This is a genomic window from Enterobacter sp. AC1 (genome assembly GCF_050434705.1).
GTDB lineage: Bacteria > Pseudomonadota > Gammaproteobacteria > Enterobacterales > Enterobacteriaceae > Enterobacter > Enterobacter cloacae_L.
The window spans coordinates 99,021-113,264 of record NZ_JBNDIZ010000005.1 but is presented as its reverse complement, the minus strand read 5'-3'; the positions used below and the strand labels follow the sequence as shown (position 1 = coordinate 113,264).

Genomic DNA, 14,244 nt, shown 5'->3' with positions numbered 1-14,244 from the left:
ATGTTATTTTTGACGTAAAAAAAGCGCCCGAGGGGGAGTCGGGCGCGTGAAAAAGAGGTGTTAAGGGGGGAAGATTCAGGCCGCGTTACCCTGAGCAAGCGGAGCCAGCGCCGCCGGTAACTGGCGTAATTCCTGCACCAGGGAGTCTTTGCTGATTTCACCGATCGTTTTCGCACCGGTCAGCGTCATCGCGACCTTCATCTCTTTTTCGATCAGGTTAAGCAGGTTCGCCACGCCGGCCTGGCCGCTGGTGGCCAGAGCATACAAATACGCACGCCCCAGCAGCACGGTGTCAGCACCGAGCGCAATCATGCGCACCACGTCCAGCCCGTTTCGGATGCCGCTGTCGGCCAGGATCGCGATATCGCCTTTCACCGCATCGGCTATCGCCGGCAGGGCTCGCGCGGAAGAGAGCACCCCGTCAAGCTGGCGTCCGCCGTGGTTAGAAACCACAATCCCGTCTGCCCCAAAGCGTACCGCGTCGCGGGCATCTTCCGGGTCGAGGATCCCTTTGATCACCATCGGGCCGTCCCAGAACTCGCGGATCCACTCCAGGTCTTTCCAGGAGATGGACGGATCGAAGTTGTTCGCCAGCCAGCCGATGTAATCTTCAAGCCCGGTAGGTTTACCGAGGTAAGCCGAGATATTACCAAGATCGTGAGGGCGACCGTTCAGGCCGACATCCCAGGCCCACTGCGGGTGGGTCACTGCCTGCCAGTAACGACGGATCGCAGCATTTGGGCCGCTCATGCCGGAGTGGGCATCGCGGTAGCGCGCGCCGGGTGTCGGCATATCGACGGTAAAGACCAGCGTGGAGCAGCCCGCCGCTTTGGCGCGCTCCAGCGCGTTACGCATAAAGCCGCGATCGCGCAGGACGTACAGCTGGAACCACATTGGGCGCTTGATGGTCGGGGCGACCTCTTCGATAGGGCAGACGGATACGGTTGAGAGGGTAAACGGGATGCCTTTGGCATCCGCCGCCGCGGCCGCCTGGACTTCGCCACGGCGGGCGTACATACCGCACAGGCCTACGGGCGCAAGGGCCACGGGCATGGAGAGCGTCTCGTTAAACAGCGTTGTCTCAAGGCTCAGGTCAGACATATTTTTCAGCACGCGCTGGCGCAGAGCCACCTCAGACAGGTCTTCCACATTGCGGCGCAGGGTGTATTCGGCGTACGCCCCGCCGTCGATATAGTGGAACAGGAACGGCGGCAAAATGCGCTGCGCCGCGGCGCGATAGTCACTTGCTGCTGAAATGATCATGCTTTGTTCTCCCTGGAAATATCACTGTCGCCAGGCAGGCGGGTAATACGCGCCTGTCGGGCCTGGTCTTCATCGAATCGTTTAATCGTGGTGTGCACGAAGCCCAGATGCGCCATCATCGCTTTGCGCGCGGCCTCGGCATCACCGGTCAGAATGGCGTTGAGCACCGCCTCGTGTTGTTCTGTGAGCTGGGCAAACACCGGCGGGACCAGATACATCCGCTGGCGGCTCTGCTTCACGGAGGATTGCAGCAGGTCGAAGAACCCGCGCATGGTCTGGAGCAGGACCACGTTGTGCGACGCCTCGGCAATCGCCAGGTGAAAGCGCACGTCCGCCTGGGAGGCGATATCCGGATCGCTGCTTTGCGTGGCCTCAAAGCAGGCTTTGAGCTTCTCTTTGTCGGCCTCGGTTGCCCGCATGGCAGCGTGCCAGGCGGTACTGGTTTCGATGGCGTGACGTGCTTCAAGGATGTCGAAGCTGTAGTCCGGATCGTTCTCCATCAGCGTTTTCAGCGGCTGAACGATGTTTTGCTCGGACCAGTCGTCATGCTGCCAGCGCACAAAGGTGCCGCCGCCACGACGGCTCAACAGTACTCCTTCACTGACCAGCGTGGCCAGGGCTTCACGCAGGGAGTTGCGTGATACGCCAAGCTGGGCGGCGAGCTGGCGTTCAGCGGGCAATTTCATGCCCGCTTCCAGCTGTTGTTCTTCAATCAGCGCCCGCACGCGAGAGGCAATCTCGTCGGACAGGCGTCTGGGCATCACTATCATGGGATCATCCAGGTTAAGACATAGGCCTGCAGGGTGGTGATCACCCCGACCATGCAGGTGAATATCAGGCTGTGTTTCACGGTAAAGCGGAACAGATCCGACTCTTTACCGACCAGTCCCACCGCCGCACAGGCAATGGCGATGGATTGTGGAGAGATCATTTTCCCGGTCACGCCGCCGGTGGTATTCGCGGCCACCAGCAGGACGTCCGACACGCCAATCTGCTGGGCTGCAGTTGCCTGCAGCGCGGCAAACAGGGCGTTGGACGAGGTATCTGACCCGGTCAGGAACACCCCCAGCCAGCCGAGGAACGGCGAGAAGAAGGTGAAGGCGTGGCTGGTATGGGCCAGCGCCAGTGCCAGCGTCGATGACAGGCCGGAGTAGTTCGAGATAAACGCGAACGCCAGCACCATGCCGATGGAGTAAATCGGCAACAGCAGCTCTTTAATGGTCGCCGCAAAGGTCTGCACCGCGGCCCCAGGCTTCATGCGCAGCCACACTACGGAAAGGAGTGCGGCAAACAGGATGGCGGTACCGGTGGCAGAGAACCAGTCGAATTTATAGACCGCGGCATAGGGCGTGGCGGCGTGCACCACCGGTGGCATACGGGCGACCATCTTGTCGAGGAACGGCACAGAGATATTAATCACCATGTCGTACAGCGCGCCGCCCGGGGCGAACAGGGCTTTAAACGGCGGGATACTCCACAGCGTGACCGTTGCGGTCAGGAACAGGAACGGCGACCAGGCGCGGATAACCTGGCCTGCGGTATAGCCTGTACGCGCCAGAGTTTGATCGACCTGTGAGGCGCCCATATCGACGAAGCGGAAAATACGCACCGGCTGCCAGCGCTTCAGGAACAGCGTCAGGCAGACCAGAGAGACCAGCGAAGAGATAATGTCCGGCAGCTCCGGGCCGAGGAAGTTCGAGCTGAGGTACTGGGCGATAGCGAACGAACCGCCCGCCACCATCACCGCAGGCCAGGTCTCCTTCACGCCGCGCCAGCCGTCCATAATCGCCATGATCCAGAACAGGACGATAATGGTCAGGAACGGCAGCTGGCGGCCAACCATCTGACCAATCTCAAAGCTGTCCAGCCCGGTCACCTGGCCCGCGACCAGAATCGGAATACCCATTGCGCCAAACGCCACCGGCGCGGTGTTCACAATCAGGCACAGGCCCGCAGCATACAGCGGGTTAAAGCCCAGGCCAACCAGCAGTGCGGCGGTGATCGCCACCGGAGCGCCAAACCCTGCCGCCCCTTCCAGAAATGCCCCGAAGGAGAAGCCAACAATCAGCATCTGCAGGCGCTGGTCCGGTGTGATGGAGAGAATAGACGAGCGAATAATGTCGAACTGCCCGGTTTTTACCGAGATTTTATAGACAAAGACGGCGGCGATGATGATCCACGCAATCGGCCACAGGCCGTAGAAGAAGCCATAGACGACGGAGGCCAGCGCGCGATCGACCGGCATTTTGTAGAAGAACAACGCCACCATCAGGGCGATGGCAACGGTATACGTCGCGGCAAGGTAGCCCTTCAGCTTGAGCTTAATCAGCGCAAAGAAGAAGAACAGGATCGGAAGCGATGCGATCAGGCTCGACAGCCAGATATTGCCGGCCGGGTCGTAGTTTTGTTGCCAGAGGCTCATGCAGGTCTCCTGGGGACCAGACAGCCTGCGCTGCGGGCGAGTCTCCGCTCATCTCTGCGTCACAGTCTGTGTAAAAGTGGTCCTGCCAATGTTGTGTTGTAGGGGTAATGACAACAAATGGTTAATCAGCTGTTGCATTAAGGCAATGCTTTTGTGAAGTAAAGCTTCTGAAGTGTGAACGTTGGACGAGTTTTAATGCTAATTGGTAGGACCAAATCGTGAAGGGTGCTCAATGAGGATCTCTGTCGGCAGTGGGCATCATCCGGGCAAAAATGAAGCGTGCTGTAATGAATGGAGGGAGTAGAAAATATAATTCTGGAAAATATTTTTTGCGTTAAGTTAATTAGAGGTTTTATTTGTGTTTATTTTTTGTTTTTGTTAAGTGTCTTATATGTGAGAAACTCAAATTATTTTCCTAAAAATAATTTTTTTTTGGTTAAAAGTGCGAATTCTAAGATGTAGCAAAAAATTTTAATTAAGGTAAATTTCACATATAGCTTTTAACAGCGTATTACAAACGATCAATTGCTGATCAATGAGTAATTATTCTGAATTTAGTTGTCTTTTTAGAATAAATTAAAGGTTCATGCATTAAGTTTGATCGTTTATTCTGGGGATGAGTTGAAAAAAATTGATCAATGTTTGATCAAATCTTTATTTTTATAATTTCGGAAAGAAATTAGGAGGAAGGTAATTATTTTCTGGGCTACGTAAAAAGCGTTAAATTTGTTATTTGTCTGTTAATAGTGTGACTTTGTCAGGTTTGCCTGTTCACCTTCAGAGCGTAGACGTTAAAAGGTAATTGTTTTACTATTTATCCAGATGTAATGTTGTTGAATTATTTAATTATGATGTGTGGATTATTCTTTTCTTCCTAAAGATGTGCCCCTTTTAATGGGTGCTTATATCTTGCTGTACGGATGAATAAAATATACGGATTGTCACGCTGGGATGGACCCCATTTAATACCATGAGGTCGCGTCACCAATTCTATTAATCCTCCTTCGGGTGGTGCCCTGCGAACTTCATAGTAATTTTCATACCTGGTGTAATATGCCTGTATCTGTTTAATTTACAGAGGAAAAGTCATTTCAAATGAAACTTAAAAATGCGGCGTTGGCCCTTGCAGCGACGGGCCTGCTTTTATCTGTCGAGCCGGTTCTGGCAAACAGTGATTCAGGAGTTGATACCTCGCTGAATACCGATGCTGGTTCGCAGAGTACCGGTGGCGTAATCAATTTCACCGGAAAAATTACCCTTATATCTTGTGATATTACTCCGGCATCCAAAAGCAAAACGGTAGACCTCGGTGCATGGGCGGCAAACTACTTCGACGAGCATAGCGAAACGACGCCGCGTGAATTCAAAATCAACGTAGAAAATTGTCCGCCTGCGGTTCAATCCGTTGCGGTACTGTTTGACGGTACAAAAGATACGTCTAACGATACCTTGCTACAGGTCACTCCTGGTGACGGCATGGCGACGGGGGTTGGCGTTAAGCTGTACAACAGCAATCGCAGCACCTCTATTAAGCCGGGTACGGTATCAGAAACAACGAAACCAGATGATGAAGGCAATGCAGAATTAACCTTCTATGCCTCCCTGACTAAAGATGGAACTGACATTGCGGCCGGTGATGTTAATGCCGTTTCCAACTTTCTGATGGTTTATAACTGATATTATTTTTAGCCACCTCCAGAGATAATAGTGATGAAGCATTTGTCGTATATTATGCTCACTGCATTAATGTTTAGCTCTGCGTCAGCTTCTGCAGGCGTGGTCATGGGCGGTACACGGATCGTATACCCACAAAATAGTAAGGAGGTGGCATTTTCTGTTGCAAATAAGGAAAGTGCGACCCCTTATCTTATTCAGTCGTGGGTTGAAGGTGATATAAAAATCAACAACCACGCGACGCCTTTTATCGTTACGCCACCGCTGTTCAGGATCGATCCTGACCAAACAAATACGCTGCGTATTCAATATACCGGTGCGCCGCTGCCCGCCGATCGTGAGTCTGTATTTTGGTTAAATGTAAAAGCTATTTCGCCAAAGCCAAAAGAGAGTAGCAACGAATTACAAATTAACGTCAAATCGAAGTTTAAAATTTTTTATCGCCCTTCCAGCCTGAAGGGTGATGCAGCAACCGCCTGGCAGAAAGTCACGTTTTCACGCACGGATAAAGGACTCAAGGCCGTTAATCCGACACCTTACTATGTTTCGTTTTTCCAGCTGAGCGTGGCAGGACATAAGATTGATCAGCCGGGCATGATCGGCCCGGGGGAAACCCGCGAATGGCCGGTGGCCGCCTCCGGCAGCGTCAGCTGGTCGGCGATTAATGATTTTGGCGCCATCACCTCCACCCAGTCACAGCCGCTTTAATATCATGGCTTTTCGCCTGCTTCGCTATGCGCCCATCCCTGTACTCCTGTTCGGGTTCAGCCGTACGGGGCTGGCTGAGGATTACTTTGATCCCGCCGCGCTGGAACTGTCCTCTTCCGAGCAGAAAACGGCTGATTTGCACTACTTCTCCGAAAAAGGCGGCCAAATGCCGGGCACATGGTCTGTGACGCTGGAGATTAACGGGCGTGAAGAACGGTCGCAGGAGATGGCCTTCGTGAGTGAGAAGGGCAGACTGCAGCCCGTTTTTACCGTGGCTCTGCTGGACGATCTCGGGGTGAACGTAGGCGCAATACCGGCATTCTCCCGGCTTCAGGAGGGGGAGACATTCACACGCCTCGGCGATTTCATACCCGCAGCGCGTGCTTCCTATGATTTTAACCAGCAACGCCTTTTTCTCAGCCTGCCGCAGGCGGCGATGAAAAACCGTAGCCGCGGCTACGTCCCCCCTTCGCAGTGGGATGACGGTATTCCGGCTGCATTTATTGATTACAGCCTGTCGGGAGCAATGGCTCATCGCCAAAGTGGGGATACAACTTCCAGCTATCTCAGCCTGCGCAACGGCGTGAATCTGGGACCGTGGCGGGTACGCAATACTTCCGCCTGGAGCCACAGCGACGAAGGCGGCGATCGTTTTCAGTCACAAAGTACCTGGTTGACGCGAGATATCCGGAGCCTGAGCAGCCAATTGCGTGTGGGCGATGCCTGGACCGCAGGGGATGTGTTCGACAGCGTGGCGTTTCGTGGCGTTCAGCTCGCCTCCAGCGAAAGCATGTTACCCGACAGCCAGCGCGGCTTCGCGCCAACAATTCGCGGCGTCGCGCACAGCTTTGCCAAAGTCTCTGTGGCGCAGAATGGCTATGTGATTTATGAAACCTGGGTTTCAGCAGGGCCGTTTGTCATTAACGATCTTTTTCCCGGTGCGCAGAGCGGTGATTTGCAGATTACGGTGACGGAAAGCGACGGCACGAAGCGCATCTTTACCCAGCCTTATTCTGCGGTACCGTTTATGCGACGCCAGGGCAGTCTCAAATACAGCCTCAACGCCGGACGTTTTCATTCTGGCTCCGACGAGGCGCAGGCACCCGGTTTTGTTGAAGGTGCTTTCTTTTACGGTCTCCCCTCCCAGATGACGGTATATGGAGGTGTTCGCGCGGCGGATAATTATCAGGCCGCTGCGCTTGGCATCGGCCGGGGCTTTGGTGCGTTTGGCTCGCTGGGCATTGACGATACCCTGGCAAAAAGTCGTTTGCCCAATGGCGAACGCGCGATGGGGCAGGCGTGGCGCATTCAGTATCAAAAGAATTTCAGCACCACCGGCAGCGCGTTTAACCTGGCAAGCTATCGCTATGCCTCACGCAACTACTACGAATTTAGCGAACTGAACCAGTCCGACAGTCATCAGCTGCAGCTCAATAATCGCCGTAGCCGTTCGCAGATTACTTTTACCCAGACGTTGGGTCAGCTAGGCAGCCTTAATGTTTCTGCATGGATGCAGGATTACTGGCACACCTCCGGCCAGGATAAAACCATCCATATTGGCTGGTACTCCAGCTGGCGGGGGATTTCCTGGGGGGCGGGCTACTACTACACCGATTCTGCCCTTGAGCAGCACCCCGAGCGCACCGTGTCGTTTAACGTCAATATCCCGTTTGGCCGCTGGCTGCCGAACAGTTCGGTCAGCTACTTTACCAACCACAATAACCGCGGGATGTCGACGCAGCAGCTGTCGCTCAACGGAAGCGCGCTGGAAAACCGAAACCTTAACTATAGCGTCCAGCAGAGTATTGCCAGCGGCGGGCAGACCGACAGCACGAGCATGGCGATGCAATACAACGGCGGCTACGGCAACGTCAGCCTCGGCTATGACCACAGCCGTAGCAATAGCAACGCAACTCTTGGGTTAGCCGGAGGCGTGCTCGCCACGCGGTATGGCATCACCCTCAGCCAGCCTCTCGGCGATACCGTCGCGCTGATAAGGGTGCCTGGTGCTGCAAACGTTGAGCCGGAGGGATACAGCGGCATTCACACCGATAGCCGCGGCTATGCGGTTATGCCGACGCTTTCGGCCTATCGCAAGAACACGGTCAATCTCAACACGGCAACGCTTGGGGAAAATGTGGACGTCGAGCAGAGCGGGCTGACGCTCATTCCCACCAGCGGCGCGGTGGTGCTGGGAAATTACAAAACCCATATCGGCTACCGCGTGCTGTTTTCCCTGCGCTATCGCGGCGGACCGCTGCCGTTTGGCGCCCAGGCCGAGGTGGTGGAGCAAAATCGCCGATCTGCAAACCGCAGCATGGTCGCTGACGGCGGTCAGGCATACCTCAGTGGGGTGCCGGAGCGCGGCACGCTACGTGTGACCTGGAATGAAGACGGGGAGCAGCATCAATGCCAGACGCCTTTCAAACTGGGAGCCGTGCACATGGCCCCCGGCATCGCCACGCTCTCTCTTGAGTGTCATTAGAGGAATATCATGCGTCATATGATGAAATGGTTTATCTATCTCGGCCTGCTTTCGCTGTTTGGCATGCTGAGTTTTCACGCTCATGCAGACACGTCATCCTGCCGCACCACGCGCGATCAGTGGGTTGTTCAGGTACCTTATGCCATTGGATTTGCCCCGGGCACGGCGGACTGGACGCCTGTCTCCGCACCAATACAGTCCACCGGGGAAGATTTTTACAGCTGCGACGGCGGGAGTGATGCATGGCGCAGCATTGGATTTGTCGAAATGGATAACGCCGTCGGTACTGTGGTTGGTGAAGACGGTGCGCCACGCCACGTCTATAAAACCCAGATCGACGGCATCGGCTACGCGCTGGGATTTCGCGAGCAACAATATTGTGGCGCGGACGCGGTGCGCTATATTGACGGCACCAGTCCGGTGAGCGGCAATGAGTCGCGGCGCATTTGCGATGCGTCACAAAACCCCGCTTTTGCCAGCGCCTCATCGTACAAACTGCAGTTCTACATTGTGTTTTACAAAATTCCGACGACCGGCGCCATGCCCGACGACAATGCTAATTCACAGGAACAACCGGTCGGATCGCTGGTGCTGCAGGCGGGAGACAGCGAGGCCAGCGCGGCCAACGTGGCCACGCCGGTGCAGATCCATCTTGCCAGTTTCACGGTCAGGCGCACCAGCTGTACGGTTGGCACGCGCAGCATTCTTGTTCCTATGGGTACCGTAAGCCAAAATGAGTTTCACGGCATCGGCTCACGAGCGGGAGGCGGACACTTCAGTATCCCGGTCACCTGCGAAAATAATACGGCGGTTAAGATTGGCTTCTTCGGCGATACCGCACCCGCCAATACGCAAGCGCTGGCACTCACCAAACAGCAGGATGGCGCCAGCGGCGTCGGGATTGAGCTGGTTTATGGCGATAATACCGGTTCGGTTCAGGGGCAAACGGTTCAGTGGAATACGCCGCAGGTACCGGTAATGGGGCAGGTGGGCGATAATCAAACGCAGATATTCTGGTTTGATGCGCACTATATCCAGACGGAAGATAAGATCACGGCGGGAAAAGCGGACGCGATGGCGACCTTTAACCTGATTTACAACTGATTTTTCCCCCTGCCATGGCGGCAGGGGAAAGCCATCAGAACGCGGTCTTACAAAAACCCGTCATCTCTTTCAGGCCCATTTCGCGGCCAAGTTCGGTCATCGGGTGCACGACCACCAGACCACGGACGCTTTTCTTCAGCTTGCCCATATCGGCCTGTTCTTTTTTGGTGATCGCACGGCGGTGCGGCATGCCCATCAGCTTCTGCGCTTCTTTGCTCAGCTTCTGACCTTTGACTTCGCGCAGGCGCTCGATCTCTGTCTCCAGCGTGGCAGCCTCTTTTTCCAGCTCGGCGTACTTTTCGGCGGACTCGACCAGTGACAGACCCGCCATCTGGTGGCGGATCAGATCCAGGCGGTCGCTCAGGCGTTTAATTTCGTTCTTTTCGACTTCTTTCATGACAAATAACTCTGAAAACGGGGAATTTACAGGGAAGGATACACCAATGTGAGCAGGCTTACTTCTGAAACGCTTTTTTTAAGCTGATTCGTGAAATCAGCTCAGTCAGGGAAAGAACCATTGTGGAACGGACAACCTGTTGATAACGCAGCTTCTGCATCGCATAGAGCTCAGGATCGCTGTTATCAAAATGGGGAGCAGGGGGCAGCGCGGTGACGCAGTGCAGCTCGCCGAAGGGCCCCAGTATCTCATCGTCGGTAAAGGTGTACTCGTTACCGTCATGATTGAGCTCTTCGCGCAGCGCCATTAACAGCTCCGCATCTTCATACTCTTGCCGGTTCAGCACGCCAAGACCATAAATTAGCTTCAGACGCACGGAGAGATCGCCCAGCGGTCCGTCTCCGTCCAGTAACGGTTCTACAGCATATTTTACCGCGTAGTCGTCTTTGCGAAACACCTGAAGCACCAGGATATTTACCGCCTCGGTTAACAGCTCGACGGCGGCAATCAGGAAACTTCGTACGGTTTTGCCAGCATTCAGACGCTCAAGCACACGATTTTCAAAGGCCTGGGTTTGTTCCATTATTGCCTGCATATCTGACAATCTGTTATCTGGGCGCAGGCTAACCTGCGCCGCATTCTGCATCATTTGGTTGCGTTGTATGCGTTAACCGCCTCCACAACCACGTCGCTGTTGGCGTCCAGACCGGAAATCTGCGCCAGCGCAGCCTGCGCGCCTTTGTCATCAATCAGCTGAGCCAGCTCAATCGCCTGCGGGTCCTGCTCGCTGCGGTAGTGCATCGCGGCGGCAATCCCTTTCACCAGGTTGGCGTGCGGCAGGCCGTATTCCAGCGTGCCGAGCAGCGGCTTAATCAGGCGGTCTCCGGCGCTCAGTTTACGCAGCGGCTGGCGGCCTACGCGCTCAACGTCATCTTTCAGATACGGGTTTTCAAAGCGACCGAGGATTTTCTGGATGTATGCTGCGTGTTTCTCAGCATCAAAACCGTAGCGTTTGATCAGCACCGCGCCGCTCTCTTCCATTGCCCCTTTTACCACCGCACGGATCTTCTCATCGAGGATCGCGTCACGAATGGTCTGATGACCGGCCAATTTTCCGAGGTACGCGGTTATAGCATGCCCGGTGTTCAGCGTGAAGAGCTTGCGTTCGACAAATGCCATCAGGTTATCGGTTAATTCCATGCCCGGAATGGTCGGCAGCGCGCCCTTAAACTGGGTTTTATCGACGATCCACTCGCTGAAGGTTTCGACGGTCACTTCCAGCGGGTCGTTGGTGGCGGATTCTGACGGCGGAACAATGCGGTCAACGGCGGAATCCACAAAACCCACGTGCGCTTCAACCCAGGCTTTATCTTCGTCTGCTACGGCGTTGAGTACGTGGCCTTTCAGCTGCGTGGTGCCGCGCACCATGTTTTCACAGGCGATGATGTTCAGCGGGGTGTCGATACCCTGCGCTTTACGTTTTGCCAGACCTTTTGCGACAGCAGGGGCGATGCGCTCCAGCACGACCGGGCCCACGGCGGTGGTCACCAGATCGACGCTGGCGATCAGGTCAATAACGTCTTCGCCGATGCTGCTTACCGCATTGACGCCAGATACCGTCTCAACCTGCTCGTTTTCGCCCACCACGTGTACCTGATAGCTATGACGGGCATTCAGGGCATCCAGGACGACCTGATTCACATCGGCGAATGTCAGCGTAATGCCCGCGTCTGCCAGCAGTTTACCGATAAAACCACGACCGATATTACCTGCGCCAAAATGTAATGCTTTCATAGTGTTAACCTTCATCAATGTTTTTACCCGAGAGGGCTGGGGTGAGGAACGTTTCCCCTCACCCTAGCCCTCTCCCCGGGGGGAGAGGGAAGAGAACTTATTTGTTCAGCAGAGCCAGCACTTCTTCCACGCTGGTGGTATTGGCCAGACGCTCAATGACAGACTCATCATCCAGCGCGTTGGTCAGGCTGGTAATCACCTGAATGTGCTCGTTGTTGCGAGCGGCGATACCAATCACCAGACGGGCGATGTCGTCTTCTTCTTCACCGAAGCGCACGCCCTGCGGGTACTGACAGAATACGACGCCGGTCTTCAGGACGCGATCTTTCGCTTCAACCGTACCGTGCGGCACCGCGATGGATTCGCCCAGGTAGGTTGGCGTCAGCTTTTCGCGTTCCAGCATTGCGTCAACGTATTCAGGCTGAACGTAGCCGCCTTTCACCAGCTGCTCACCGGCAAAGCGAATCGCTTCTTCTTTGGTCGCCGCAGTGCGGCCGAGGAAGATGTTTTCCGCACCCAGTTTGAACAGGTGGGCATTGCTCTCGTCAAAGCTGTCCTGCAGGCTGGAGCGCACTTTCACTTCGTTGTCTTCGTGACGCTGCGCCGCAACCAGACGTTCGGTCAGGCTGGTGTACAGACCGCTGTCGAGGAAGTTGGTCAGCGAAATGTGCTGTGCCTGCGGTACCTGACGCATGGCGCGTTCGGTCAGGTCGCGGTGCGTAATCACCAGGTCAACATCCGGCGGCAGGCTGTTAATGGCGCTGTTGGTCACGGAGATGTTGGTGAGGCCGGCATCCTGCACTTTCTTACGCAGCACGCCTGCACCCATTGCGCTGGAACCCATACCGGCATCACAGGCAACGATGATTTTACGCACGTGGCTCAGGTCGTTGGAGACGTCGCCCGCCGTCAGTGGGGTCGCGCCTTTGGATTCGGCTTTCATGTCGTGCATACGACGGGTCGCCGCTTCAATATCGTCGTCTTCTTTCACTTTGCTGGTTTTCAGCAGGATGGAAGAGACCACGAAGGAGACGGCCATGGCCGCACAGATGGCCGCGATGTTCGCGAAGTAAGCCCCTTTTGGCGTCATTGCCAGCACCGCCAGGATAGAACCCGGAGAAGCAGGAGAAACCAGACCGCCGCCCAGCACGCTCAGGGTGAACACGCCGGTCATACCGCCGAGGATGACGGCCAGGATCAGACGCGGGTTCATCAGCACGTACGGGAAGTAAATTTCGTGGATACCGCCCAGGAAGTGGATGATAGCCGCACCGCCAGCAGACTGTTTCGCGCTGCCGCGGCCAAAGAACATGTACGCCAGCAGAACGCCCATACCCGGACCTGGGTTCGCTTCAATCAGGAAGAAGATGGACTTGCCGAGATCGTGAGACTGCTGAATACCCAGCGGTGAGAAGATACCGTGGTTGATGGCGTTGTTCAGGAACAGGATTTTCGCCGGTTCAACGAAGATAGACGCCAGCGGCAGCATGTCGTGCGCCACCATAAAGTTAACGCCTGCCGCCAGAATTTTGGACAGCACTTCAACCGCAGGGCCAATGCCGAGGAACGCCAGAATCGCGAGGATCATCCCGATGATGCCCGCAGAGAAGTTGTTCACCAGCATTTCGAAGCCGGATTTGATCTTACCGTCAACCCAGACGTCGAATTTCTTGATCGCCCAGCCGCCCAGAGGACCAGCAATCATCGCGCCGAGGAACATCGGCATATCCGCACCGACGATAACCCCCATCGTGGTGATGGCACCCACAACGCCACCACGGTCACCGCCCACCAGACGACCACCGGTGAAACCGATGAGCAGCGGCAGAAGATAGGTAATCATTGGGCCAACAAGTTTTGCCAGCGTTTCGTTAGGCAACCACCCTGTCGGAATGAACAATGCGGTGATGATACCCCACGCGATAAACGCGCCGATATTTGGCATCACCATGTTGCTGAGGAAACGACCAAAGCTTTGAACTTTGATCTTGAAATCGGATGACATAAAACACCCCTTCTTCTGTTTATGCTTAGGCTTGCGGCCCGAGGTTTATCGTTAATGTGCGGCGGCAGAGGTAGCCGGGCCCTGTTCTGATGCTGTGAAATCTGGCACTGAATCGTTCAACTGTCCAGATAGTGAAAATTTGTGTGATGTACATCACGTAAAAATAGGGGGTGAGGCATTCAATGAGGTGATCTGAATCACAAAAATGGTGGGCAAAAAAAAGACGATGGCGAAAGATGACGCAAAAAACACCTATTTCTGTGACTATTATCACATTTTACTTTTGTGAGTTTGTTTCTGGATTGTGACTGGTTTCACAAAATATTTTTATGCAGATTTCTCCGGCTGCGATCGGCATCAGGATGGCGGAGCGCGACACGTAAAGCTAAAAA

11 protein-coding genes are annotated in these 14,244 nt (G+C 54.9%); 4 read left to right on the top strand and 7 right to left on the bottom strand.

Going from position 1 to position 14,244, the window contains the following annotated elements:
- Window positions 1-75 precede the first annotated feature (75 nt).
- From lldD to lldP, 3 genes are read right to left on the bottom strand one after another with little or no spacing between them, the layout of a single operon-like run.
- A complete protein-coding gene (gene lldD, locus M2433_RS15415) occupies window positions 76-1,263 on the bottom strand; it encodes a quinone-dependent L-lactate dehydrogenase (protein ID WP_429055513.1) in 1,188 nt (395 codons plus the stop codon).
- Window positions 1,260-2,033, bottom strand: coding sequence for a transcriptional regulator LldR (lldR, locus tag M2433_RS15410; protein WP_429055515.1), 774 nt, complete (start codon window positions 2,031-2,033; stop codon window positions 1,260-1,262). The genes lldD and lldR overlap by 4 nt, the downstream gene beginning before the upstream one ends.
- A complete protein-coding gene (lldP, locus tag M2433_RS15405; protein WP_429055517.1) occupies window positions 2,030-3,685 on the bottom strand; it encodes an L-lactate permease in 1,656 nt (551 codons plus the stop codon). Before lldP ends, lldR begins: the two co-directional genes overlap by 4 nt.
- 1,095 nt (window positions 3,686-4,780) lie before the next feature.
- Between lldP and M2433_RS15400 the strand changes: the two genes are divergently transcribed.
- The 4 genes from M2433_RS15400 to M2433_RS15385 are packed head-to-tail and all read left to right on the top strand — an operon-like array spanning window position 4,781 to window position 9,656.
- Entirely contained in the window at window positions 4,781-5,362 is a 582-nt protein-coding gene (locus M2433_RS15400) for a fimbrial protein (RefSeq protein ID WP_429055520.1), read from the top strand.
- Window positions 5,363-5,392: 30 nt separating this feature from the next.
- The gene (locus tag M2433_RS15395; RefSeq protein WP_429055521.1) at window positions 5,393-6,067 is read left to right on the top strand and encodes a fimbrial biogenesis chaperone; all 675 of its coding nucleotides are present in this window, start codon (window positions 5,393-5,395) and stop codon (window positions 6,065-6,067) included.
- Window positions 6,068-6,071: 4 nt separating this feature from the next.
- Window positions 6,072-8,552 (top strand): fimbria/pilus outer membrane usher protein, encoded by a 2,481-nt coding sequence (locus M2433_RS15390; RefSeq protein WP_429055522.1) that lies wholly within the window; start codon window positions 6,072-6,074, stop codon window positions 8,550-8,552.
- A 9-nt stretch (window positions 8,553-8,561) separates the two neighbouring features.
- Window positions 8,562-9,656 carry a fimbrial protein gene (locus M2433_RS15385; RefSeq protein WP_063429433.1) on the top strand — a complete coding sequence of 365 codons (1,095 nt, stop codon included), beginning with the start codon at window positions 8,562-8,564 and terminating at the stop codon, window positions 9,654-9,656.
- Between the two features lie 34 nt (window positions 9,657-9,690).
- Here M2433_RS15385 and M2433_RS15380 read toward each other — a convergent pair whose 3' ends face one another.
- The 4 genes from M2433_RS15380 to M2433_RS15365 form a co-directional block, all read right to left on the bottom strand.
- Window positions 9,691-10,053, bottom strand: coding sequence for a YibL family ribosome-associated protein (locus M2433_RS15380; protein ID WP_429055524.1), 363 nt, complete (start codon window positions 10,051-10,053; stop codon window positions 9,691-9,693).
- A gap of 58 nt (window positions 10,054-10,111) precedes the next feature.
- Window positions 10,112-10,702: a mannitol operon repressor MtlR gene (mtlR, locus tag M2433_RS15375; RefSeq protein ID WP_047347596.1), complete on the bottom strand. Its 591-nt coding sequence runs from the start codon at window positions 10,700-10,702 to the stop codon at window positions 10,112-10,114.
- The gene (gene mtlD / locus M2433_RS15370; protein WP_080471886.1) at window positions 10,699-11,862 is read right to left on the bottom strand and encodes a mannitol-1-phosphate 5-dehydrogenase; all 1,164 of its coding nucleotides are present in this window, start codon (window positions 11,860-11,862) and stop codon (window positions 10,699-10,701) included. Before mtlD ends, mtlR begins: the two co-directional genes overlap by 4 nt.
- A gap of 82 nt (window positions 11,863-11,944) precedes the next feature.
- Window positions 11,945-13,852 carry a PTS mannitol transporter subunit IICBA gene (locus M2433_RS15365; RefSeq protein WP_059311831.1) on the bottom strand — a complete coding sequence of 636 codons (1,908 nt, stop codon included), beginning with the start codon at window positions 13,850-13,852 and terminating at the stop codon, window positions 11,945-11,947.
- Window positions 13,853-14,244: the final 392 nt, after the last annotated feature.